Below are 25,550 nucleotides of genomic sequence, written 5' to 3' on the forward strand. Positions count from 1 at the left end.
CAGAAAGAAAGTCTTTATTAAAACATATGGTTGCTAATTTAATTGCGATCTTCCTTGCACCCAAGCAGCAATATCATTTATAACATACTCAGGTATATTAGCAGGACTATAATATTCACCCGGCTTACTTATTTCCCCATCACCCTCTGTAAAGAAATGATTTAACTTTGGATATAGTCGATAATCAACGTTATCTCGTTCTTTTAATTGTTCTTTCCAAAGAGGAATTTCGATTTTTGATTGAACTTGATAGTCTCTTTCTCCTTGAATAATAAGAAGCGGTGTCTTTTGTTCTTTTGACATTTCTGCTGCTTTAATTTTCCGGATAGAATCCCAAAATACTGCTGATCCTAAGTAAAAATCTTTTGGGGGATTCTGACTAGAGAAATTGGGATCATTTAATAATTCAAATTGCGATTTGTAGAATTTATATTCCTCTAGGTTCATTGCTCCAATAGAAAAAAGGTACTCAAATTGATCTAAAACAACGTCTTGGATCGTACGAGCTGGCCCTCCCATTACAATTGCCCCAGCAATATTTTGATTTTGGTCTTTTTCAATCATTTTCGGAAGCATCATTCCACCTTGACTATGACCCAGAATATAAATTTGATTCTTATCTATTAGAGGCTCATTTTTAAGAAATTGAGTTACAAGAAGAGCATCATCTGTTGTCTCTTTATCAACTGTATAAAAGGGACTGAATTGTGTTTTCAACCCATGTTCATATGTTCGTTTATTATAGCGAAGGACAGCAATTCCCTTCGATGCAAGACCTTCAGCTAAATCGCGAAATGGTTTTAAAGCAAACGCTGTTTCATCCTGATCAGTTGCTCCAGATCCTTGAACAAGAATAACCGCTGGGAAAGGACCCTTTCCTTTTGGAACAGACAATGTTCCTGGTAATGGAAATGCACCACTTCCAACTACTACTTCTTTATCAACAAATGATTCAGGCTTACTATATGATGGACGCTCTGCAACAGGACTAAACGACATGCTGAGTTGAAAATCGTCTATTTTTCCAGATGGATCTAGTTTTATTAGTAAAGGTACAGTCATTTGTTCAAAAACTAATTGAATCTCCACATTTGTATGAACAGGATTTGTCTCTTTTTGTGTAACCTCTCCAATTTCTATAAAAGAACCTGCTTGTAATTGAACTGGCAGTCCCTCCCAATAGCTCTTCAACCATTCTTTGGATATTATTTTCTGTAATGACCTTGAGGTTAAATCAAATGCAGATTTATATTCTTCACTATTCATATGGCGAATAAATGAAAGAGTAGTAGATATAATAGGATTTTCATCATCACTATTGTCTACTTTTTTTATAGTTGTGCTTGCTTCCTTTAATTTCGAAATAAATTGGTGGTTAAACAGATAATTATATGTATCAGGATATAAGCTTGTTTTCAATACTTCCGTATTCCGTCCCTCATACAAACTTGAAGAACTCGTAAAATTTTCAGGTAAAATTACTTCCTCCGCATATGAGACTGAGGGAATTGTTATTGTACAAATTGCACTGACAAGTAATAACTTATTACTTATTCTTCTTTTCTTACCCATAATTATTGATTCTCCTTTCAAAATTAAAAATTTCTAATACAGTATGCCAAATACTATAAGGAAAATAAAAATTATCAAAGAGATTAATAATCTATTTTACGATCCCCCCTAACAAGTTAAAAAGCTATCATTAACAAACTTCAATAAAAAACGCCTTCCCCCTCTTTTTTTATCATTGGATTTCCCAATGACATAGAAGCACAGCGCTGAATTACATGTAACTGACCCATGGGATTCTCTATTCCAAAAGAAAAAAGCACCCCACTAGATGCTTTCTTTAATTGTTCTCACTATAATTTATTTAGATAATTCTCTTATTACTGTAAGATAAATTTATTCTAGTTCCTAAATCCCACTTATTTCTTAATTCACTCATACCAATATAAAACCAAATAACCTACCATCAAAAAATAAAGAAAACAGGTTATTTAGCTATTCATTCCGTAAGCTTAATGCTCAAGGTAATCTTTTTTCACACGGTTAAACTTTATTAAGAAAAACTTAAGGAATTCCCCTCTATATTCATAAGAAGTTTTTTCTATACTGAAAATGTAAATACATAAAAGGAGAAACAATTATGAAGAAATTTGTACTTTGCATAATAGGAATAAGCCTCCCTATATACTTACTACCTTTCATATTACGTGGGGATTTAGACAGATTTAATCCAATTGCTGAAGAAAAAAATGTATACGCTATTGCGGAGGAATATGGCGTTCCAGATTACCATCATAAAGGAAGAGCTATGTACTCGCTAAAAGGTGTTGATGAATTAAGGAATGAGAAGGAATATAAAGTAGGAACGAACACTCCTAATGATTTTATAAGAAAAACTTACTTAAAAATTCATGTGAAAGGTAAGTATGTCTATTCCTACGACATTATTTCTGAAAAGGACATTCCGGAGAAAATAAGGGGACAATTGGAGATAGCAAATAAATAAAAGAGCCAACTCGTACGAATTGGCTCTTTATTATCTCTCCCACCTACCGTTAGGCTATCTTCCTACACATGCTTGAGATGGGAGAATCCTTTCAGTAAATTTATTACATTCGCTATCGTTGTTTTAATAACCATTCTTCAATTACTTTCACTGTTTCATCTCGTTGTGCTTTTGACGTAATTAAGCTGGAATTATCACCTTTTTGCTCACCATACATGCCAAAATGAGCATGGTTTCCGCCTTTTATCATGTGCATAGTTGTATTCTTTGACATTAACTTTTTATTGTTCTCTATTTTTTCTACAGTTGCTAAAGCATCTACTTCCCCATAAATTGATAACATTGGAATCGATTTAGTAGAGAAATCATCTGCAGGATACGAACCTAAGAAAATGATCCCGTCTACCTTGTCTTCATGTTGAAAAGCATACTTAGAAATCATAGCTCCCCCCATTGAATGCCCCGCAACATACCATTTCTGAACTTCAGGATACTTTTCCATTACACTGTCTACCGCATTGATTCCAAGTATCGCTAAGTTTAATGGTAACTTAGGCATCACTACAAAATGCCCATCTTTTGCAAGAGCTTCCCCTAAGTAACTATAAGCCTCAGCTTCTACTTTAGCTCCTTGATAAAAAATAATCCCTATTTTAGCATCTTTCTGTCCAAAAACTATATTATCTTCATCTTTTTTATCATCTACTAACGACAAAGCCTCTTTCGTTGGTTTATAAGTAAACTGAGACCAAACAAAAAACGTAATACTTCCCATAAGTAAAATACCTAGTAAAGAGTACAGAACAATTTTCATCCACTTCTTCACATATATGCCCTCCCTAAGATGTGTATATTCTATACTTTAAATGAAAAAGGATTCCTCCACAAATGGAGAACCCTTTTTATTATATATATCTGGTCTCGAGGTAACTATTTCTTGATTATTTTTTAATTTTTTCTTTTGCTTTTTCTGGAATATCACTTTCTTTTACTTCCTCTAATGAAAAAACATGACTTCCTTTTACCCGAACTTTTATATAAGTGTCTTGATATTCAGTTTGGCCAGCAATCCCTACTTTAATTTCCGATTCATTTCCTGATTCATCCACTCCATTTAACATGTACATAAATCTCCTAGGGTAATCAGGGTCAGGTTCAGCTGGGCCCTTAGTAAGAGCATAGACATCTTTTTCTTTCACAAGTGGATTATATCTATCTATAATCTCGTTTTCTGTAAAAGTTAATCCCCAAAACGCTATGATTAGCACTACAATTACTCCAGCAATTTTAAATAATAATTCTTTCATGTGTAAATTTCACCTTTCGTTAATTAATATATTTATGACAACATTTATATCTTTGAATTCTGAAAGGATAAATATGTTGTATAAGACATTTCTAAATATAATGGGTATATCTTAATAAAAAGTGAATAAACAACTTAAGTTTTTCTTAATATCCCATTGTAAATTTTCAAATGAGTCATTATCATAACGGACATAGATACTGTAATGGTGAATGAAAGCTATCGAAAAAATAAGCGAGATTCTCAAAGTAGATATCAGTAGCGAAAGAAAAAGCCGATTTCTCTATCGTATAGGAAATCGACTTTTGGCTTAGTTATTGATTTAGTAATCAAAAATCACGATATGAAAAGCTTTTTATTTAATCCCTTGTTTTTCAAATCCATATTACTTAAAAATTTCATTGAACGTTTTTTCAATTTTATCAGCATCCTTTGATATTGCTAAAAGGATATAATTATCTTTTGTTTTTAAGACACGTTTTTCTATTAAGAAATATTCTTCTGGAAGATAGTCTTTAAAACTTTTTGATTTTTTTTCAATCCTATTTGAAATTTTCTCTTTAATACTTTCTACATTTTTCATATCTTTTACTTTCATTACAGCAATTTCATCAGCTTTAATATTTGTAGGAGCGGTATATAGCACAAAACTTTCGACTTCATCAGCATTTATGTTATATAGCTTTTGAAGTTTTTTACTATCTCCTTCTTTCATTTCTTCTAAGTTAGTAACATGTTTAATTTTCTCCCCTATTTCTGTAGCTGAAAGGCTATTGGCATTTTCTTTTTTTCCAAAACAACCACTTAAAGCTCCTAAGGTAATCGTACAAACAATAATAGTAATAATGAATTTTATATTAAAAGGTTTCAACAAATTTATCTCCTTTTCATTTAGTTGCTTCAAATATTTAATTTGAGCCAGGATTGTAACGATTTATATTTAATGCATACGGCCATTAACATAAATAAATTAAAGACGAGGATACTGCTCGTTATAGATAGGATATACATTAAATATAATCAATTCATTTATTCAGATAAACCATTTACGGATGCATCTTCAAAGAAAGTATTTCCATTATAAAGCACTAACATATCATTGATTTTATTTTTCTGTACCAACATGTTTAGACTATCTGTATAGTACCTAAGGTCGACTATATGAATTTCACTAAAATGCGGTAGTAAAAAAGGCAATAAAGAATTTGCATAAGAATCTTTGACAACTAATAATTTTTTCCCATTCTTATTATCAGTTTTTATTTTTATTAATGGATGATTCCCATTGAAAAATACAGTATATTTATCTTTTTTCTTAATGTTTTCCATTTCATAAAGAGATGTTGACGTTTTGCTTTCATCTATATACTCTACTTTATATTTGGTAGCTTTCTTTTGTTCATATAATTCAATACTATCAGGGTCTATATTTCTAAAGCCCGCTTTTGAATATAGGGATCCATAAAAGCTATTTGTAATCTCTTTAATGTTGAATGAATCACTTTTATTAGGAGTAAATTTCATGTTTTTACCTAGCTCTTGATAAGCATAATATGCGCCTTTAGTAGTCCAATGATGATCAGTTTTATAATATATATATTCATCCTTTTTAGAACTCAATACAGGATATACATCAATAAAGTTTATATCCTTATCTAAAGATTTTTTTACTTTATTAATATACGTAAGCTCATCACTATGAGAAACATAGTTTGGGAGTTTATTTTCTAAAATACTAGTTGCTGTAGGTACTAACATGACTTGCATTTTCACATTAGGATTTGCAAGATGAAAATCATTTATTGCTTCTATTTTGCTATTTACATCTTGTTCTTCAGGCTTACTAAACTTTTGAAGTAAAAAGCCATCTTTACCGATATACACACCATTATTCTCTTTCTTTCCTAGTGTGTAGTCCATATCAGATTTCACGTTTATCCAAAAGTCCCTGAATGCAAACTGATCAGAAATATATTTTTCGTAGCTAGAAGTGAACTTTTTCTCTATAAGATTTTGGAAAGAGAACGCCGGAAACTGTTCTAGCTTTCTATTCTCTTCATCTGAAAATGTTTTATTGGGAGTTAGTAAATTTACACTGAACATTCCCCCTATAAAGAGTGTCAATAACCCTGCCATTGTGTGTTTGTATATTTTTTCATACTGATTCAAGTAACTCACCCCTTTCAAACAAATACGATATCATTAAAACCTAAAGTATAAGAATGGATTATATGTGTCATTCACTAAATACGCCGTTGAAAGAACTCCTAGTATGACATACAAAACTGGAATGCCAATAGCACCTAGTAACTTCAGCTTTTCTCTAACATATACAATTGCCCTTTTTGGGAATGGTGTTGAACAACATGCAAGGACAATAAATAGTATAAAATTAGTTGTTAAATAATATAGAGTTTTATTATCCAAGAAAACGGATTGATTAAAGCCAAACATTGTTCCTATGAAATTCATTGCTACTGATAAGTTTTCAAATTCAAAAAATACCCATCCAATTAAAACAATGATAAGTGTATACACATGTCCGATAAAGCTCATTCTATTTTTAAGCCATTTTAAAAGAAATAGCTTTTCTAGTGTTACAAATAATCCAAAATACAATCCCCAAACAATAAAATTCCAGTTCGCTCCATGCCACAATCCTGTTAAGAACCAAACTATAAATAAATTTCTAAGTTGCTTGATTAATCCAGTCCGATTTCCGCCGAGAGGAATATATACATACTCTCTAAACCATGAGCCTAACGATATGTGCCATCTACGCCAAAACTCAGTTACACTTTTTGATATATAGGGATAATTAAAGTTTTCTGGAAAATCAAACCCAAACATTTTACCTAACCCTTGAGCCATAGCTGAATATCCTCTAAAGTCAAAATATATTTGGAAAGCAAAAGCAATAATCCCAATCCATGCGGTAAGGATCGTAAGTTCTGATATAGAAGTTGTTTTTACACTTGTCCAAAGAAGTCCTATATTATTAGCTAAAAGTACTTTTAACGCAAGGCCTCTAATAAACAATTCCATTCCTTCACCAAAACGATCAAATGTTACTTTTCTTTCTTGTAATTGTTTATCGATATCACTGTATTTTACAATAGGTCCTGCAACAAGTTGAGGAAACATCGTAACATAAGTACCAAAAGAAATAATGTTTTTTTGTGCTTGTACTTTTCCTAAATAAACATCAATTACATAAGACATAGTTTGAAAAGTATAAAAAGAGATCCCTACTGGAAGAGGAAGCGTTTCGACCTGCATATTTAAATTGAAAAGGGTATTGATATTCTCTATTACGAAACCATAATATTTGAAGAATCCCAGTATTCCTAAATTTATTACAATAGAATTAATAAATATTGCCTTTTTGATACCTTTACGATTTCTATACTTATCGATAAGTATGCCATTAATATAGTCAAATATAGTGGAGAATATCATAATGACTATATACACTGGCTCACCCCATGCATAAAAAATGAGACTGACGATAAATAATATACAATTTCGAAGAACTTTAGGTGATACGTAATAAATAATAAGAGCTAATGGTAAGAACATGAAAAGAAAAATCAAACTACTGAACACCATTGTTCTTTCACCTCCTACAATTGTTTTTTCTTAAAAATTTACAGTCCTTACATTAGAACTGTAAATTTTAAGTATAGATACTACTTAACAGAACCTTTTAATTGTTCAAGTAATAGTTTGTAATAATTAGCTTTAAAATGTACACCATCTTGATCATGTAAATCTTTGTTTTTTTCAAAGATTGGAGATAAATCAATGTAATCTACTTTTTCAGCTTTTGCTAATTCTTTAAGTTTCACGTTATATTCATCAATATGTTTATATTGCGGATATTCCTGTAATACGCTATCTGTAACTGGTGTAACAGATAAAAGGTGTATGCTTACATTTGGAAGTTTCTCTTTTATTTTTTGTATTAATTTGGAATAGTTATCTATTGAAAACTTAACTGGATTTTCGATAGGTTTTCCTTCGAGGTCCATAGGCATCAGTAAATCATTCGTTCCAAAGCTCATAAAAATATGTTCAGGTTTTTTTTCTACTACTTTGTTAACATCTTCCTCTATAGCCATTGCTGTAACTTTCCCCTTGTCAGCAATAATATTTTTATCTTCGATTAATTCTTGATCAATCATTCCTTCAGTAATAGAATCTCCAAAGAATAAACTGTTTTTAAAAATAGGTTTATACGCACTATCTTTCGGTACTTTTTCATGCGTAGCATTTTGAGTAACCTTATTTGATGGTTTTTCAGTCTCGTTATTTACACAGGCTGCGGAGGTCAATGCAACGGCCCCCGTAAGTAGACAAACACATACTTTCTTTAACATTTCTATCTTCCTCTCAAGTCATTATTTCGTAAGCGATGGTGTATATAGCAATGTTATTTTTGTTTTCAATGCGAACCTTTCGTTTACAAAATATAGATTAAGCGTTATAGGTAAAGATGAGATGCAGATTATATAGATATAATTTAAAGAATCAACAGTTTGAAAATTAGTTATTAAATAACTTAACAGAAGAATAATTTGATGCTTATATTTCTGAGATTGAATATGAAATTTGATTGAAGAAAATGTGTTTAATAACCCCTGAAATGGTTTGTTAACGGTCGATTTCAAGATAGGGAATATGTGTTGGTTTAAACAAAAAAGGAAGCGAATTATTGTAGCTAGCAATAGTTCACTTCCTTTTTGTATTAGCTATAAACATTAAACACATTAACAGTAATAACTTAATAATAAAAACGTTTTTGTTTATTTTAATTGATTTTTTAAATATTCTAACCAAATCGGGTAAAATTCAGATTTAAAATGGATGCCATCCTTAACATAGAGATCTGGATTATCTTTAAATATCGGAGACAAGTCGATAAAATTCACTTGTTCTTTCTTTGCTAACACTTTAAATCCTTCGTTAAAATCATTAATGTTTTTATAACGCTCTTCTTTTTGTGTACGTTCTGGTGTAACTGGTGTAATTGATAGGATATTTATTTTTGTATCAGGTAATTTTTCTTTTATTTTTTGAATCAGTTGAGAATATTGGGTTATTGTAGATTCTTTTGTTTCACTAAGATTACATAACCCAAGTAAAATAAATATATTTTTCGGTTTTTGATTAACTACTTGCTCTATATTTTTTTGAGCATCTCCAATTGATTTCCCTATACCACTTACAATGTTTTCTTCGTCTAATATATCAATATCATGAAGTCCATCTGTAATGGAATCCCCTAAAAATACACTTGATTTAAAAATAGATTTAAATGTCGAAGTATCTATATTAGACGAAGAGATGTGTTCTTTTTCAAAAGTGGTAGAAGAAGAGTCTATTTTAGAGACTGGACTAGTAATATCTCTCTGACTATCTGGATTTCCGCAAGCTGATAAAGCGATGATACCTATCAATGGGATTGTAATTATTTTTTTAATCATATACAATTTCCTTCCTTACAGTGCTTTTATTAGTAAAATTAGATAACATTTTTACTGATAAAAACCAATTTTTAAAGACAACCATGTATATACTATAAACGTTGATCTTTCTGGAAATTTAGACGAAAATGATCCTCATCATTATATACCCCAAATTCATACCCTTGCTCTTTATAAAATTTAATAATTTCAGGAAGTGCTTGTAATGTTTGCGCCTTTTCATGCATTAAAACAACTTCTACTTCTTCTGTTGTCTGTTTCTTTACATTTTCGATAATCTGAGTTGGATTATCTTTTAATTTCCAATCATTTGAGTCTACTGTCCAATCCCAAACTTTTATTGCTGCTTCTACAATTTGATTACGAATTTCCTCGCCCTTTAATCCTGGTGCAGATCCATATGGCGGACGGACCAGTTTAGGAGTTGTACCCGTAATATTATGGATAAGATCTAACGTTTCTTTCATCTCTGGTACAAATTGTCCCTTTTTGTATAGCTTATCACTATTATGTGTCATACTATGTGCACCAATATAATGTCCTTCTTTTACTGCTCGTTTTACATTTTCCTGAAAACCTGTATTTTGTAAATTACTACCTTGCATAAAAAATGTCGAAGCAACATTTTGCTCTTTTAGTACATCTAAAAATTTCCCAGTCAATTCGCTAGGACCATCATCAAATGTTAAATAGACAACTTTTCCTACCGGTTTTCCATCAGGTCTTTTTTGTTTTGCTGGTGATGTTTCCTTTTTCTTTTCTTGTTGTTGCGTATTAACTTGTTTCATACTTTCATTAGCTACTCCCTTCGCTGGGATAGAGTGCCATTTTCCAATTAAAAAGAAAGTGAAAAAGGTCGTTGCTAAAACAACTCCTAGAGATATTATTACCTTAGTTAATCGACTTGTTTTTTTCTTACTTTGTGATTCTTTCATTATTTTTCGATCCTTTCCCTATTAATTTTCATATTCATTATTTATAAGGCTGAGCCTTTACTCGACTGAATCATTCGTTTCAACCGGTGTTTACAATAAATAGATTAATAGAGATGGATAAAGATAAAATGCAGATAATGTCGAAATCAGTTAAAGAATAAAGTTAAGTTAATTCTTAAATTTGAAAACTGGATATACACCAAAAATAAAAAATACTATTCTTCCTAATTAAGATTTAGAAAGAATAGTATTTTTCTATTTGCCTATTTTATTACATCGTAAAATAATTAATAATGCCATCCACAATTCCTTTTTGCGATTTTGCTTGGAATTCTTCTGAATTCATTCTTTTTTCATCACTCGCATTAGATGTAAACCCTAATTCTATTAGGATAGCCGGAGAAGGATTTTCTCGTAAGACAAGAAAATCACTGCCATGAACGCCTCTATCTCGGCTGTCTATATTTTGATCAAAAATAGCTTCTTGTACGATCTTAGCTAATTTTTTATCTTTCCTTTTATTAGATCCATAATGAGTTGTTATTCCTTTTACATTTGTATCCTCAAAAGCATCATGATGAATGCTAATATAAAGATCCGCCGCATGTTCTTTCACTACTTTGACACGCGCTTGCAATTCTTCCTTTTGTTTTGTTTCTGAAAGTAAACTCGCATCTTTTTCACGCGTCAATATAACTTTTGCATCCGTTCTTTCTTCTAATTCTTTCTTTATATTTTGTGCTACTTTTAAATTAAGCTCTTTTTCAATCGTTCCAAATTTCTTTCCTTTCGTCCCTCTATCTCCTCCACCATGCCCTGGATCAATTACAATTGTTTTTCCTCTTAATCGTAAATCCTCTTGTGATATATTTTTATGACCCTTAGCATGTATGAAACTAACGCCAGTGCCCATTATTAATATTATAAATAAAAGCAATGTCACTCTTTTTTTCATTTTAACAATCTCCTTATCAGCTTTTCATTCCGTTTCTAATGAAGATATTAATGAATGCTGATAAAGATAAAATGCAGATAATGTCGATTTTGTTTAAAAATGATAAAAACGTGTAGAACGACAATTCTACACGTTTTTATTTAAATAGAAGAAAAATAACACTCCATCTTCTGTATTCGAAACACCATATTCTGCGCCATGCAGCTCTAATATATTTTTTGAAATAGCAAGGCCCAATCCTGTTCCACCTTTGGAGCGTTGACGAGACGTATCTCCTCGATAAAAACGATCCCATATTTTCTCTAAATGTTCTGGCGCGATATGAGCCCCTTTATTTTCTACACATACTTTTACACGTTCATTCTCTTCTATTGTAGAAATAATAATATTCTCCTGTTCCGGTGTGTAACGAATCGCATTCGTAATAAAGTTAGTAACCACCTGTTCGATTCGATGTGGATTTGCAACTACCTCAATTTTAGAAAGTTGTTTATGGACATGTAATTGCTTAGCTGTTATATCTGAGGTTAATTGCTCACATATATAATCAATCATCTCGTCAATATGAAAAACATCCATTTCCATTTTATACGTACCAGATTCGAATTTTGCTAACTCCAGCATATCAATAATGAGCATATCCATTTTATCTACTTCTTTTGACATTGCTTTAAAGTAATACTCCTTTTTATTACTAGCAACACCATCCTCCAAAATTGAAATACAGCTCTTCATAATACTTAAAGGTGTTTTTAACTCATGTGAAACGCCAGCGATAAATTCTTTACGTGTATTCTCTAATTGCTTTTCTTTTTCTATATCTTGCTGCAATTGATTAATATACGAATGCAAAGCTTTAGAAAGTGTATTAATATTTTGTGATAAAGCACCTATTTCATCCTTTGTAGTAATAGGTATCGTCTCTGAGAAATCTAAACCAGCGATTTTTTTTGTAGTATCATTTATTTGTAATAGTGGTTTGGCGATTTTATTTGAATAATAGAACGATATCAAAACGATTAAAATCAAAACAAAGATAATTAAATATACATAATAATCCTTTATCATTTGCACAGCTTCATCAACTGGCTGTAATGATGTCATAGCAAATATATAATTCACCTTACCATCTGCATCTATTGTTGGTTTGATTAATAGTTTATATTTAATATCATTTTCTTCATAATCCACTATTTCTGTAGAAGTAATATTATTTTGTTTTTGATTTAATATTAAATCAACCTGAAATTGTTTTATTCTATCTATTAACACACGATTTCCATAAATAGAGTTAGTTCCTACAGTACCCTCCGGTAACTGCACGTTCTTAATACTTCCTGCTAAATATAACTGTGAATTTCCTTTTGAAGATGCGACTTTTGGGCCATATAACTTCTCTGACAACTGCTTGTTCTCCAAACCAATATTCTTCTCTTTTATTGTTAACATCGCAGGGACTACTGCATCACCTTCCTGCACTCCATCGATAATAATATGACTCCCCTGTTCTAAACTATCTTTTATCCTTTGTATATCTTCTAAATTAACAAAACTATACAACGGTATCTGAATTAAACGTTCAGAAAAGGTGTTATTTCCGTTAGGATCTAACTGAATTTCTAAAGAAAAATCACTTGCATATTTTATATTCCCTACCCTATCTAGCGTTGTAATCCATGTCGCATTATCTTGGTAGAAATTTTGTTCCAACTCTTGAATCCTTTTCGCGTCATCTCCAGCTTTTATATATGCCTTTTCAAAGGATTGAATATTCGTTTTAATATCATTAACTTTTCGATTCGAATAATATTGCTTAAAAAATATGGTTTGTCCAATAAAAATAGTCACTAAAATAAGTGTGCATAATGCCGTAGTTAATATAAATAACTTTAATACAATTCCTTTTTTCATACCTGTCCCTCAAATTTATAACCAGTTCTAACAACGGTTACAATACAAGTCGCTTTTCCCCCTAATTTATGACGCAAATTACGGATATGACTATTAACAGTACGATCATCCCCAGCGAATTCATAACCCCAAATTTTAGTGATTAGTTGTTCTCTCGAAATTACAATCCCTTGATTTTGCATGAAATACGTTAATATTTCAAATTCTGTATGTGTCATACTTATGTCTTCCCCATCTACAGTTACTGTACGAGAAGGGAAATGTACATGGATACCACTACTAGTTAATGTGTCTGCAGTAGATACATTAATAGTGGAAGAATATCGGCTTTCAATTAATCGTTTTGCCCTTGCCAATAAAATAGGAGGACTATATGGTTTTGTAACATAATCATCTGCTCCCAGTTCAAATCCGAGTAAGGTATCATCTTCATCCACCCGAGCCGTTAGCATAATAATAGGTACATTAGATTTCTTACGAATTCGCCGGCAGACCGCCCAACCATCTAATTCCGGTAACATAATGTCTAAAATTATTAAATGCACCTCATGTTCTTCAAATATAGATAATGCTTCTTTCCCATCAATCGCCTCTAAGACGTTATACCCTTCGTTTAGTAGGTAATCCTTCATTATTTCACGTAAAATATCTTCATCTTCTACAATTAAAATTGTTCTTTGCATATTTCATCTTCCCCACGATTAATTTTATTTTTATGAAGAAATAGTTCATTTTATATGTTAACCAATTAGAAATCTTTCACTATTTCTGTCACTACTAAATGCAACATAGTTATATCAAGATAATAGCATACTGATATAAAGATAAAATGCAGAGATAGCCTTACTATTGAAATGCTATTATAATTTTGTAATTGGAATGGATTTGAATCACATAAAGAACCAGAAGAAATACTATTATTTGGAGGTATCACGATGAACCTTTTAATTAGAGCGTTAGAAACAAATGATTTAGACAATCTCCCGGATATTGATGACAGTTTTATAGTGAATGCTCGGTTAATTCTTTCTCTTTCAAAAGTAAATAGACGCATACAATATACAGTAGAAGACGTTCCGAGTTATGAAAAAAGTTATTTACAAAATCAAAATGATAATGAAGAACTGACGTACAATGAATATATAAATAAGCCCAATCAAGTAATTTACATAGCACTGTTACATAACCAAATCATCGGATTCATAGTATTGAAAAAGAATTGGAATCACTATGCTTACATAGAAGATATAACGGTGGATAAAAAATATCGTACACTCGGGGTTGGTAAAAGATTAATTGATCAAGCAAAGCAATGGACAAAAGAAGGCAACATGCCCGGTATCATGCTTGAAACGCAAAATAATAATGTCGCAGCATGTAAATTTTATGAAAAATGCGGATTTGTAATTGGTGGATTTGATTTTCTTGTTTATAAAGGTTTGGATATGACAAGTGATGAAGTTGCAATTTATTGGTATTTGCATTTCAAATGAGAATGTTCTTAACGTTAAACAAAATCAAAATAAAAACCCCACTCTCTCTATACTAAAATTGAAAAAGTGGGGTTAATTTACTTAACAATATTTTTTATTTAACGAAAGAATTCTCCTTCCAGAGGCGCGTGAAGGGCGATAGCCCAGCGGTAGGTAGGAGATGAATTTCGGTTTGGCATAGCCAAAAACTTTTGATAAACTAGCTATATGAAGTTCCTTGATAACTTGATATAGAAGGTTGCAGGAAGAAACTAGCGTGCGAAAACCAAGCTATTCGGTTCCTGCGTAAAATATCAACCGTATAAAGAGAGCATCCAATCATTGGACATCTAGGGGTGGAACGCTCCGAAGTAACGCTCAGGGAGACGAAAGGTTACTTTCGTCGTGGAACTGAGAAGCTCCCACTTCAAGCTTTGCTAAGTGGCGAGTAGTTCACAACCAGTAACTAATTAATAATCCTGCTGATAATAAGAAGCCAAAAATCGTATTTGTCATCGCTGTTGATTTCATTGCGATGCGCATGTACCCGGGATCTTTTGCCCCTTTTTGGAAACTTTGAATTGCAGAGATTGGCTTTCTCAAACCTAGGAACATAACTAATGCCCAAGGACTTATATAACCCATCAATACAATCACCGCGATCCATAAATAAGCAATGAAAAAGGCTACAGCTAGTGTTACTATTGCTTTTTCTCTCCCAAGGAGGATTACTAATGTCTTTCTTCCACCTTTAATATCTTCTTCGATATCTCGGATGTTATTCGACATGTTAATTGCACCGACTAAAATTCCAATTGGAATGGAAATCAATACACTTTCAATCGTTATCGTATTCGTTTGAATAAAGAAAGCAATGAGTACAAAACATGTCCCCATTAACAAACCAGAAACTAATTCTCCAAACGGAGTGTACGCAATTGGTAATGGACCACCTGTATATAAATAGCCAACTGCCATCCCAATTAAACCAATAACAACTAACCACCAGCTACTATTCATACAAATATAAATGCCAATAAGTGCTGCTACTACATACAATAAAAGCGCAACTGTTAAAACATTTTTTGGTTTCAATCCATGACGGACAATTCCGCCACCAATTCCAACCGAATCAGCTGTATCTAATCCGCGTTTGAAATCATAGTACTCATTAAATAAATTCGTTGCTATTTGCAATGCTAAACATGCAATCATCATCGCAATAAATAAAAGCCAATCAATTTCGGCAACATAAAGTGATGCCACTGTCCCTAAAATCACAGGAGAAAACGTCGCCGTTAATGTGTGCGGGCGCGTCATCTTCCATATTAATTTAGCGGAACTAATTTCTTTTTCATTCCCCATAACTCTGTTCAAGCTCCCTACATTTAAGTATAAATTACTAGCAGTATCTTTCTATCTATTTCCTGCTTCGCATCTATTATATCAAAAAAAGAATTGGCGATAGAACTTTAATGCTCTTGCTTGCACCATAACTTTGCATCAAAATATCTTTTTTTCTAATATGGGGTACAGCCGCATGTCCGTCAACTTAAGAAATTGATAGTTCCCCAAAACGAAGAAAATTTTCGTTTTGAGGACACTTCAAAATATTAGCTTGAGGGCATGGGACTGAACCCCTAATGCTTTATTTTAATAATAATTCTTTTCATAAAATAAAACCCAGTTATCAGTCTAAACCATTTTTTAGATTTAACAATAACAAGTGTACATTTTTACCTTTCAGATGGTCTCTTTTATTCTAATTTCTTCATTTCTTTCAGCCATTCTATATCCTTTTCTGAAGCATTTTCTATTTTATACAGTTCATAGCTACCCTTTATCTCATCTATCACTACAAATTCAACTTCATTTCCAACATAGCTTTTAGTTTTCCCCTTTTTATAACCAGTAACATTATCTAATATAGTTTCTCCACTATCTTTTTTATATAAATTATAGCTAACAGGTGGACGACCAATTACATACTTATTATCAGAAAATCCGACTATATCATCTCTCCCTAATCCTGTCGAAACACTCCAGACAAAAATAATCTGAAATATAGAAAAAACAACAATACCGCATAAGAAAACAAATAGGATTGATTTAAAAAATAACTTTAAAAATATCCTGCCCAAAAACATTCCCTCCCATTTCACCTCGGGATAGCAAGAACAAAACGTGAATTTTGTACGCTAAGAAACCGAATTTTTATATTGTTGAACTCAATCCCCGTCAGTACCATAAGAAAAAGGGTTACCGCAGTAACCCTTTTTCTTATAATACACGTCATTTAGGTAAGCTATGGATGAATAAAGTCAATCTATGAAATTTCCCACAATCTTTTAACTTCCACCAATTCCTGCCCATTGAATTCCATTCTATATATATCTGGTTTTGATGTCTGTAGTAAAAAACTCAAATCATACTTACTGTCATAATATCCCATCATCAAAGTCATTACAGCTCCATGAGTGCCTAATACTACTTTCTGTCCTCGATAGGTGTTTAATAATTCTTTTAAAACTTTTATAGCACGTTTCTGACAGTCGACATTCGACTCTCCTCCCATTAAAGCAAAGTCGGGGTCTAAGAATGACTTTTCTATCAAAGGGAATAATTCTTTATCCGACATTCGTTCCTCTTCAGCAATAAAAATTCTCTCTTTTAAGTCCTCAAATACTATAACTTCTTGTCCTATTTGCTTCGCTAACTGCTGAACAGTTAGAATTGAGCGATTGTATGGACTTGAGATAACAACGTCGATTCCCTCACCTTGTAATGCATCTGTTATTCGTTGAACATCTAATTTTCCTTTTTCAGTTAATCCTCTTGTCTCTTCTTTTCCAAATTTCGGTGAATCCCCGTGTCTCACCATATATATGAAAGTTTTCATAATTACCTCCATTTTTCCAGTTCCCTTTACAATTCCTCCCTGATGTTAGCATATATATCCAAGTTTGTCTCCTTTAATTAACAGAAAACTGTGCGAATTTGAAATGAATTCACGATATTTGTAAGAAAGACGCGAAGTTTTCACTATCCTCAGGTATAAAAAAACGTTATTCTTTCTAAACTAGCTTGATTATTAGAAAGGATGAGATTTTTATGAATCTTTTGATTCGAAGCGAGCTACAATTATTTGCTGAAGAATTACATCAACATCTTACCCCATCATTTTTAGAAAAACTCGCTAGAGAACTAGCTTTTGTACAACGAAAGCGTAAATTTTCAGGACGTGATTTAGCTATTATTTGTGTATGGATTAGTCAACGTGTAGCGAGTGATTCCTTAGTTCGACTGTGTAGTCAACTTCATGCTGTTACAGGAACTCTTATGAGTCCAGAAGGACTAAATAAACGCTTCAATAAGAAGGCTGTTTGCTTTTTAAAACATATCTTCTCTATATTATTAAAAAATAAAATTTGTGAAACATCAGTGATTCCAAGCTCTTCAATTACCTATTTTCAACAGATTCGTATTTTAGATGCGACGATTTTTCAAGTGCCAAAACATTTAGCTAGTGTGTATCCTGGATCGGGTGGTTGTGCACAAACAGCAGGTATAAAGATTCAATTAGAATATGATTTACATAGTGGACAGGTTTTAAATTTTCAAGTTGAACCGGGTAAGAACACTGATAAGACCTTTAGAACAGAATGTTTAGCAACATTACGACCTGGCGATTTATGTATTCGGGATTTAGGCTATTATTCACTGGACGATTTAGATCAAATGGACCAACGAGGCGTGTATTATATATCGCGACTTAAACTAAATAATTTTGTACAATTACATCCGATTTACATTTGATATATCCTAATTATTAAACATAGAAAATTAAAACATAATACATAAACGAAAGGGCCAACTCCTAGGAGTTGGCCTTTTTTCTCTTATTTTAAAAATCTTCAATAGTTACGCTACCTTGATAAACAGATAGGTTTTACTTTTGTAACCCATTAATAATTGTATCTATATTCCATTTCATCATTTTCAAATACGTATCTCCATCCTCACCTGTTTTACCTAGTGAGTCTGTAAAAATTGTCCCTGCAATCGGCACGTTTGTTTCTTTTGAAACAGTTTCCATGCTACGTCGATCTACACTTGTTTCTACAAATAAAGCTGGAACTTTGTTTGTTTGAATTACACTTACAACATCTCTAATTTGATCTGGCGTACCTTGGTTTTCTGAGTTAATTTCCCAAATGTATCCCGTCTTAATGTCATACGCTTTTCCAAAGTATTTAAAAGCACCTTCACTAGAGATTAAGAAACGTTTTTCCTCAGGAATTTGATGAATTCTATTCACTGTCTCATCGTGTAACTTTTGAAGTTCTGCTACATACTTGTCGGCATTTTTAGTATAGAACTCTTTATTTTTAGGGTCTTCTTTAATTAATGCCTTTTTCACATTTTCAGCATATAAAATACCATTTTTAATATTCATCCATGCATGTGGATCTGGTTCTTTTTCTAATCCCTTAGTTTCTAAATAAATAGCCTCTACACCTTCACTTACTTTATAAACCGGTGCATCTTTTTCTGATTTGTTTGCAGTTTTCAATAGTTTTTTAAACCATGCTCCGCCCTCTTCTAGGTTTAATCCATTGTAAAACACCATATCTGCATCTGTCATTTTCATAACATCTTTTGGTAATGGATCATATTCATGCGGGTTAGCTCCAATCGGAACAAGACTATGAATCTCAACTTTATCTCCACCAATTTGCTTCACCATATCATATATAATGGAGTATGTAGTTACAACTTTTAATTTTCCATTGCCCTCTTCTTTTCCATTGGTGTTACTCGAACACGCTGTTAATGCAAATACGAAAATACAAAGTATCGATAATAAAACATTTTTAAATTTCATCTTTATCCTCCAATCAATTATGACAACTCTGCTCTATTTTTTCTAATTTTGATAGCTCTCCAAAACAAACCTTGCGACGGTGAAAAAAAGAATGCCAATGCGAACAAGAATGTTGCGACAAGAACAATTGTTGCACCTGAAGCAAGATTATAAGAGAAACTAAAATATAGCCCTACTACAGATGAAAGTGCACCAATACCTGCGGCTAAATAAATCATGACCCATAAACGATTTGTTAATAAATACGCTGTAGCAGCTGGTGTAATAAGCATAGCGACAACTAGAATAATTCCTACAGTTTGAAGTGATGCTACTGTAACCATTGTAAGTAGAATCATTAAGCCATAATGAATCCATTTGTTCGGTAATCCGTAACTTTGCGCCATCGTTGGATCAAAAGTAGACACCAATAGTTCTTTGTAAAATAGAACCACAAGACTAATAATGACCACTCCAATGATAAGTGTCATCCACATATCGGAAGAACGAACTGATAGGACATTCCCAAATAAAATATGATACAAATCAGAACTACTCTTCATAAAGGTAATTAAAATAATCCCTATAGCGAATACAGATGTAAACATAATTCCTATCGCCATATCATGTTTAATACGACTATTTTGACTTACAAATCCAATTCCAACTGCAGTAATAACACCTGTTAAAACCGCCCCTATGAAATAGTTCATACCGATCATATAAGAAAGTGCTACTCCAGGAAGAACGGCATGTGAGATCGCATCACCCATTAATGCCATACCCCGTAAAATAATAAAACATCCTATTACCCCACAAATCACTCCTACCATAACGGAAGTTAAAAGCGCCTTCTGCAGAAAACTGTACTGCGTTAATGCATCTATAAATTCTACAATCTTCATGATGAATGTACCTCCGCTGCATTATTAAACAATATTCCTTGATTCACATATGCTTTTGACATAACAGTTGGTTCTAATACTTGTCGTACTTCCCCGTAATGAATTAAGCTTTTATTCAGTAATAGTAATTTATCAAAATAGGACTCTGCTTTACTTAAATCGTGATGTACAACAACAATCGTTTTCCCTTCTATACGTAGCTCTCTAAGAATTTTAATAATTGTCTCTTCACTTGTTACATCAATTCCAACAAATGGTTCATCTAAGAAAAATATCTCTGCCTTTTGTGCTAACGCTCTCGCCAAAAAGACACGTTGTTGTTGTCCACCTGAAAGCTCACCAATTTGACGATTTTTAAACTCTTCCATTCCGACCTTTTTTAAACATTCAAACGCCCAATCCCGATGCTCTTTCTTCGGCCTTTTCATCATCCCTAAAGATGGATACGTTCCAATTAGTACGACATCTATTACTGTGATCGGGAAATCCCAATCTATATCACTTCTTTGCGATACATATGCAACATGTTTTCTAGCGCTTCGAATATCCTCTCCAAGAATCCGAACATATCCCTTATCACTTGGGATTAAATCTAAAACAGCTTTCATTAAAGTAGATTTCCCCGCACCGTTTGGACCGATAATTCCAACGAGTTTTCCTTTTTCAATTTCAAAAGAAACGTTTTGAACTACTTGATTCCCTTGATAGGATACAAACAAATCTTTGACGATTATAGCCTCAATCATTTTTTGTGTATTCCCCCTTCTTTTTTTCGTTAATATAACTTTTTTGCCCAAAGGCAACTTTCGGACAAAAAATATAATATGAATGTAAATTCATACCTAAGTTTCCCTAAGGAAACTTTTTTATATGAGTCAAATTATATAAGCCATATGCAAATTTGTAAACTACTTTTTACTAATTTATGAATATATAATAAAGTGAAACTTTAATCAGTGGGGGTTTTGTCCATCCCCCACTGATTATTAGTTGAACCAATCGGGCTTTTACGGGCAGTGGATCTCCCACCTAACTTCTTTGCTCCAGCTGAATTTTGAGGTGGGAGTCTTACTGCCCGTTAATGCGGGATAAAAATCATTATCACTATGAAACAAAATACATGATCCATTCTATGCTCTTTTGGAAAGGATATTACTGTAAAAAATAGTAGTGTATAAAAGAAAGAACCAACTCATACGAGTAGGCTCTTTTTCTTTAAGAATATGTAATACGCTCTACAGCAAAAGACTATGATTACGGTCAAATTACTTCCAAACAACACCTCGCCTCTCGTATTCCATTCTATATTCAACAGCAGCTGCAATTTTGGGACTTGCGAACCTTTCTGTGATCCAAAGTCCTAAATCAAGTCCTGAAGTAACCCCTCTTGCAGTAATAATATCGCCTTGATCCACAATTCTGTAAGGAAGAATTTCGGCCCCATATGTACGAATTTCATTCTGCGCCAAACGATGCATTGTTGCCTTTTTATCATTCAATATACCGGATGCAGCTAGTAACATACCTCCAGTACAAACTCCAGCAACAATTGTTCCTTCATTGTGCATCTCTCTAATCATTTCGGTCAAAGTACCAAGCTCTGCTTGCTTTCGTGCCCCATGTTCAGCTTTATGATTCCAACCACCACCAGGTACAATTAACAAATCTGGGCGATTATCCATTCGTAAAAAATCATGTAGTTTCACCGTAACTCCAAACGAGGTAGTAACTTCTTGTTTTTGTTCACTAGAAACTAACTCAACCGTAAACGGAGCCCCTTCTTCTATCGCTCTTTTCAATACCTCAAAAGGTGCAAAGGAGACAAGCTCTCCGAATCCGTCAAACAATACAATTTGTATTTTCATTTTTAGAACACCTCATATGGTTTCTTATTTGAATCCCAAATTAGGAGAATACATGTTATGTACAAATTAATAATGAAGATAGTCTTTCTCCCCTCGTTCTATAAACTTCCAAATGTTTTTCTAATTCCCTCTCATCACTTATTACACTTAGCGTTTTCTTCACAAAATTCCAATTCAAACTACCGGATAGCCATAGTAATGAAGACAGTCTTTTATAATCATTTATAGTTAAAATATTATGAGCCTTATACCCTTCTAAAAATGCACTAGCGATACTTGGACTAACTTCATGTGAATGTATTCCTTCTGTTCGAGAATACCACTTTATTAAAAAGGACAATCCTTCAATGCGGTCTACATAACTAATAGATTCAAAATCTACAATTCCTTTTACCTGTTGACTTGAGTCCCATAAAATATTCAAAGGATTTAAGTCTGTTTGTACGATAAACTCTAATTCACTCGTATATGCGCACTCTATATGATATTTAGCAAGATCTATATACGCACGTAATTCCTTACATGCGTTCCCCTTATTTTCCAACATCTTAATAAATTCAGTATAACCATCCAAGTGAGATTTCTTTTGAAAAATCAAGCTTGAAAATGTACTAGAAATATCATGAATCTTTCTTGCTTCCTTTCCGAAGGCTTTTGCGATAACTTCTGTACAATGTGTAATATGTTCTCCTTCAATCCAATTAGACAATACAAATCGGTAGTGTTCATCATTCCAAATGACAAATGTAAATGACTCTCCCGCTTTATTCTTGTTCACCTGCATAAATGGAACCGCATGCTTGCGTAAATAATACGTAAACCGTGTTTGCTCTATCAATTGCTCATTCGATAACGCCCCAAAGGCAGGATTGATTGTTCGAGCGCTATTTATAAACCGTGCGGAATATCGTTTTCCATTCACCATGATTTTATAGTGTAAATCTGTATTCCAACTATTATTATGTAATTCTTCTTCCACTGCTAGTGAATGAATTTCTTCAAAGTAATTCATTAATACATTTCTTATGATGTGTTTCATCCGATTCTCCCTTTATGTAAAAAATTCGTTTTTGTACTTCAGAATAAAAATTTATTAAAGTGATAAATTTTTAGATACACCTCATTTACTCAAATAAAAAATAATACCCTACATAATTAAAAACATTTGTAAATCCTACATTTTCCACAACAGTAACCGAAGGCTTGTTTAATTCCATACAGTCCCAATATGGAGTAATGTCATTCTCTAAACAATCTTTCACAAAACTATGAGCTATCTTTTGAGCTAATTTTCTCCCCTGGTGCCCCTCTATTGTTTCAATATCTATGCAGTGTATATTTTCAAATACAAACCCTGAAAAACAAACACTCACAATTAGATCATCATAAACAATGCAATAACCGATCCCCTCATTGAAAAAACAATCCGGTGAAGACCAAAACTCTAAAATTTTTGATTGTAAAAAATCAATGTTCTTAAATGTATTATTATTGTTTTCATAGAGAGCTTTACTCATTTTCAGCACAGTATATCCCGGTTCAATTTTAGGTTCATGATGAGTTTCGTAGTTCTCTTTTCTTAGCGTATACACTCTTTGATCCCAACTCTTTAATTTACGGTGCTGAAATATTCTTTCAATTGTTTTGTTCCACTTTGAATGATTACCGATTCCTTCAAAGCAATTTAGTCCAACCTTTTTCGCCTCAGGTTCTATTACAATATTAATAATATGATTTATTTCTTTATTAAACTCTTCACTTTCAGCATCTCCAATAAAAAAGAAGCCATCATTATTGCCTAACCAAATAAGCCCCGAATTAGGGGAAGATATGTTATCTACAAATATACGGCCAGGATTCACTCCTGCAATTACAGCTTTGACTTCTAATTGACCTTGTTCATTTATTAAACCGCTACATTTATAAAAATCATTCTTGCTTAATTCAGAAATCATAAGTTAAACCACCTTTCTGAAACCAATCTATTCTAACTTTATCACTTCATCAGAATATTCTCTATTTATTTCAGTAGTTTGTATAAACCAATGTAGGCAAGGTTATATGTAGAAAAAAGCCAATCTCCTATGCAATAGAAGATTGACTCTTTCCTTTATTTATAAAAATTGTTTCATACATTGAAACTCAGACTACTCTTTTTCCTACTGGATCATCAAATCCCCAGTGAACACGATTTACATGCGGCGGAGTAGATGGACAAACAGAATCCGCATGACTACAAAGCATAACGACTAAATCAGCACTATTTAAAATGTTTGCATCAATTATATCTGATGTTTGATTTGTTATGTCTATATTTACTTCGTTCATTGCTTTAATAGCATTTGGATTCACTCCATAATACGCAAGCAGTTATGCATAAAAACTTGCATATTTCAGACTATTTAATTGTATTCCTTATTTTGTTAAAGTTACCCTTTAGTTCAATTCCAAAGGCCTCAGCCGATGATTAACTCAAGTACCGATTTCGGATGACCCCCATATGATGAAGTTCGTGTCCCGCGATGCCGTACGCGAGGGCGCGCGCCGTAATGATTAGGTTGTTGGCTGTGCCCTTGCGGGTCCACGCCTCCGCCGGTAGCCCGCGCAGCAATGTGATCGTTGATTGCCGTACAGCCCGGTAGTCTTCGGTCAATTGCGCGGTTGTCCAGCTTCCGAAAGGAGGCATGAACAATTCCTGATCGAAACCGGTCAGAGGCGTCTGGTCCCCTCTTGCGAATCGGAGCAGGCGGTAGGTCATGACGCGTTCCGAGTCTGCAATGTGGCCCACGACTTCTTTCAGCGTCCATTTTCCTTCCGCATATCGATACGCGTACTGGCTTTCGGTCAACGTTGCCAGGAGCTCGGTCATTTGCTTTTCCTGGGCGAGCAGAATATCGATGATGTTACCGTCCGGTACCAAACGGATATATTCGCCGGAGTTCCCGGCGTATTCTTCTTCTGACGGTCTTTGATTCATGCGTAGTCACCTCTTATATGTAGATATAGAAAATTATAGCACTCGTCTATGTCTAATAAATTCACGAAATGACAGAACTTTCCTTCTAATAATTGAGGATAAGCAACTATTTAGTTTGTCGGTCGCCACACTATCCTGATTCGTTAGCACAATAAGCAATGTTAATCAATAATGCATAAAAATTATCTGTTATACAATATTTCGAAGTTATTAATATATAAAGGTAACACCTTCTTTTTTAATTTAAAGATGGATTTTCAATTATATTTTGAAATGAATCGGAGTAAAACACACTAGTCTAACTACTTTTTTATACAAGATTTTATGCAAAAAAGAATAGCAAAGATCCCTAGAATCCC

24 protein-coding genes and 2 pseudogenes are annotated in these 25,550 nt (G+C 32.9%); 3 read left to right on the forward strand and 23 right to left on the reverse strand.

Going from position 1 to position 25,550, the window contains the following annotated elements:
• Positions 1 to 33 precede the first annotated feature (33 nt).
• On the reverse strand, positions 34 to 1,572 hold the full coding sequence (locus tag MR066_RS03060; RefSeq protein WP_242245950.1) for an alpha/beta hydrolase: 1,539 nt from the start codon (positions 1,570 to 1,572) through the stop codon (positions 34 to 36).
• Between the two features lie 577 nt (positions 1,573 to 2,149).
• Between MR066_RS03060 and MR066_RS03065 the strand changes: the two genes are divergently transcribed.
• The gene (locus MR066_RS03065; RefSeq protein WP_242245951.1) at positions 2,150 to 2,515 is read left to right on the forward strand and encodes a YxeA family protein; all 366 of its coding nucleotides are present in this window, start codon (positions 2,150 to 2,152) and stop codon (positions 2,513 to 2,515) included.
• 112 nt (positions 2,516 to 2,627) lie between these two features.
• On the opposite strand, the gene MR066_RS03070 is transcribed toward MR066_RS03065, so the two are convergent.
• The 11 genes from MR066_RS03070 to MR066_RS03120 all read right to left on the reverse strand — a co-directional run bounded on the left by MR066_RS03070 (position 2,628) and on the right by MR066_RS03120 (position 13,791).
• Complete coding sequence (locus tag MR066_RS03070; RefSeq protein ID WP_242245952.1) at positions 2,628 to 3,341, reverse strand: alpha/beta hydrolase; 714 nt, start codon at positions 3,339 to 3,341, stop codon at positions 2,628 to 2,630.
• A 115-nt stretch (positions 3,342 to 3,456) separates the two neighbouring features.
• Positions 3,457 to 3,822, reverse strand: coding sequence for a YxeA family protein (locus tag MR066_RS03075; RefSeq protein WP_002137124.1), 366 nt, complete (start codon positions 3,820 to 3,822; stop codon positions 3,457 to 3,459).
• A gap of 384 nt (positions 3,823 to 4,206) precedes the next feature.
• Positions 4,207 to 4,701 carry a DUF4358 domain-containing protein gene (locus MR066_RS03080; protein WP_242246096.1) on the reverse strand — a complete coding sequence of 165 codons (495 nt, stop codon included), beginning with the start codon at positions 4,699 to 4,701 and terminating at the stop codon, positions 4,207 to 4,209.
• A gap of 149 nt (positions 4,702 to 4,850) precedes the next feature.
• Positions 4,851 to 5,990, reverse strand: a complete 1,140-nt coding sequence (locus MR066_RS03085) for a DHHW family protein (protein ID WP_242245953.1) — start codon at positions 5,988 to 5,990, stop codon at positions 4,851 to 4,853.
• 33 nt (positions 5,991 to 6,023) lie between these two features.
• Positions 6,024 to 7,430 carry an MBOAT family O-acyltransferase gene (locus tag MR066_RS03090; protein ID WP_242245954.1) on the reverse strand — a complete coding sequence of 469 codons (1,407 nt, stop codon included), beginning with the start codon at positions 7,428 to 7,430 and terminating at the stop codon, positions 6,024 to 6,026.
• Between the two features lie 80 nt (positions 7,431 to 7,510).
• Positions 7,511 to 8,200 carry a GDSL-type esterase/lipase family protein gene (locus MR066_RS03095; protein ID WP_242245955.1) on the reverse strand — a complete coding sequence of 230 codons (690 nt, stop codon included), beginning with the start codon at positions 8,198 to 8,200 and terminating at the stop codon, positions 7,511 to 7,513.
• Positions 8,201 to 8,626: 426 nt separating this feature from the next.
• Entirely contained in the window at positions 8,627 to 9,307 is a 681-nt protein-coding gene (locus tag MR066_RS03100) for a GDSL-type esterase/lipase family protein (protein WP_242245956.1), read from the reverse strand.
• 92 nt (positions 9,308 to 9,399) lie between these two features.
• Positions 9,400 to 10,242, reverse strand: a complete 843-nt coding sequence (locus MR066_RS03105; protein ID WP_002033202.1) for a polysaccharide deacetylase family protein — start codon at positions 10,240 to 10,242, stop codon at positions 9,400 to 9,402.
• A 271-nt stretch (positions 10,243 to 10,513) separates the two neighbouring features.
• Entirely contained in the window at positions 10,514 to 11,197 is a 684-nt protein-coding gene (locus tag MR066_RS03110; RefSeq protein ID WP_088039718.1) for an N-acetylmuramoyl-L-alanine amidase family protein, read from the reverse strand.
• 126 nt (positions 11,198 to 11,323) lie between these two features.
• Positions 11,324 to 13,108 (reverse strand): sensor histidine kinase, encoded by a 1,785-nt coding sequence (locus MR066_RS03115; protein WP_242245957.1) that lies wholly within the window; start codon positions 13,106 to 13,108, stop codon positions 11,324 to 11,326.
• The gene (locus MR066_RS03120) at positions 13,105 to 13,791 is read right to left on the reverse strand and encodes a response regulator transcription factor (RefSeq protein ID WP_242245958.1); all 687 of its coding nucleotides are present in this window, start codon (positions 13,789 to 13,791) and stop codon (positions 13,105 to 13,107) included. Before MR066_RS03120 ends, MR066_RS03115 begins: the two co-directional genes overlap by 4 nt.
• 252 nt (positions 13,792 to 14,043) lie before the next feature.
• Between MR066_RS03120 and satA the strand changes: the two genes are divergently transcribed.
• Positions 14,044 to 14,601: a streptothricin N-acetyltransferase SatA gene (satA, locus tag MR066_RS03125; protein WP_242245959.1), complete on the forward strand. Its 558-nt coding sequence runs from the start codon at positions 14,044 to 14,046 to the stop codon at positions 14,599 to 14,601.
• 432 nt (positions 14,602 to 15,033) lie between these two features.
• Here satA and menA read toward each other — a convergent pair whose 3' ends face one another.
• From menA to MR066_RS03140, 3 genes are all read right to left on the reverse strand, one after another.
• Positions 15,034 to 15,945 (reverse strand): 1,4-dihydroxy-2-naphthoate polyprenyltransferase, encoded by a 912-nt coding sequence (menA, locus tag MR066_RS03130; RefSeq protein WP_242245960.1) that lies wholly within the window; start codon positions 15,943 to 15,945, stop codon positions 15,034 to 15,036.
• Between the two features lie 392 nt (positions 15,946 to 16,337).
• The gene (locus tag MR066_RS03135; protein WP_242245961.1) at positions 16,338 to 16,721 is read right to left on the reverse strand and encodes a hypothetical protein; all 384 of its coding nucleotides are present in this window, start codon (positions 16,719 to 16,721) and stop codon (positions 16,338 to 16,340) included.
• Between the two features lie 185 nt (positions 16,722 to 16,906).
• A complete protein-coding gene (locus MR066_RS03140) occupies positions 16,907 to 17,479 on the reverse strand; it encodes a histidine phosphatase family protein (RefSeq protein ID WP_242245962.1) in 573 nt (190 codons plus the stop codon).
• 212 nt (positions 17,480 to 17,691) lie between these two features.
• Between MR066_RS03140 and MR066_RS03145 the strand changes: the two are divergent.
• A pseudogene (locus MR066_RS03145) lies at positions 17,692 to 18,378 on the forward strand (IS4 family transposase); the annotation flags it as partial.
• 151 nt (positions 18,379 to 18,529) lie between these two features.
• Here the strand turns inward: MR066_RS03145 and mntA are convergent.
• The 8 genes and pseudogenes from mntA to MR066_RS03185 all read right to left on the reverse strand — a co-directional run bounded on the left by mntA (position 18,530) and on the right by MR066_RS03185 (position 25,191).
• A complete protein-coding gene (mntA, locus tag MR066_RS03150; protein ID WP_201034035.1) occupies positions 18,530 to 19,465 on the reverse strand; it encodes a manganese ABC transporter substrate-binding protein/adhesin MntA in 936 nt (311 codons plus the stop codon).
• Positions 19,466 to 19,482: 17 nt separating this feature from the next.
• A complete protein-coding gene (locus MR066_RS03155) occupies positions 19,483 to 20,349 on the reverse strand; it encodes a metal ABC transporter permease (RefSeq protein WP_242245963.1) in 867 nt (288 codons plus the stop codon).
• Positions 20,346 to 21,095 carry a metal ABC transporter ATP-binding protein gene (locus MR066_RS03160; RefSeq protein ID WP_242245964.1) on the reverse strand — a complete coding sequence of 250 codons (750 nt, stop codon included), beginning with the start codon at positions 21,093 to 21,095 and terminating at the stop codon, positions 20,346 to 20,348. Before MR066_RS03160 ends, MR066_RS03155 begins: the two co-directional genes overlap by 4 nt.
• A 519-nt stretch (positions 21,096 to 21,614) precedes the next feature.
• Positions 21,615 to 22,214 carry a DJ-1/PfpI family protein gene (locus MR066_RS03165; protein ID WP_242245965.1) on the reverse strand — a complete coding sequence of 200 codons (600 nt, stop codon included), beginning with the start codon at positions 22,212 to 22,214 and terminating at the stop codon, positions 21,615 to 21,617.
• 55 nt (positions 22,215 to 22,269) lie between these two features.
• Positions 22,270 to 23,253 (reverse strand): phosphotransferase, encoded by a 984-nt coding sequence (locus MR066_RS03170; RefSeq protein ID WP_242245966.1) that lies wholly within the window; start codon positions 23,251 to 23,253, stop codon positions 22,270 to 22,272.
• Positions 23,254 to 23,338: 85 nt separating this feature from the next.
• A complete protein-coding gene (locus MR066_RS03175) occupies positions 23,339 to 24,169 on the reverse strand; it encodes a GNAT family N-acetyltransferase (protein WP_242245967.1) in 831 nt (276 codons plus the stop codon).
• Positions 24,170 to 24,368: 199 nt separating this feature from the next.
• Positions 24,369 to 24,572 (reverse strand): annotated as a pseudogene (locus tag MR066_RS03180) (low molecular weight phosphatase family protein); the annotation flags it as partial.
• A gap of 109 nt (positions 24,573 to 24,681) precedes the next feature.
• Positions 24,682 to 25,191, reverse strand: a complete 510-nt coding sequence (locus MR066_RS03185; RefSeq protein WP_242245968.1) for a DinB family protein — start codon at positions 25,189 to 25,191, stop codon at positions 24,682 to 24,684.
• Positions 25,192 to 25,550 lie beyond the last annotated feature (359 nt).

It is taken from the genome of Bacillus cereus group sp. BfR-BA-01523, assembly GCF_022662615.1.
Classification (GTDB): domain Bacteria; phylum Bacillota; class Bacilli; order Bacillales; family Bacillaceae_G; genus Bacillus_A; species Bacillus_A mycoides.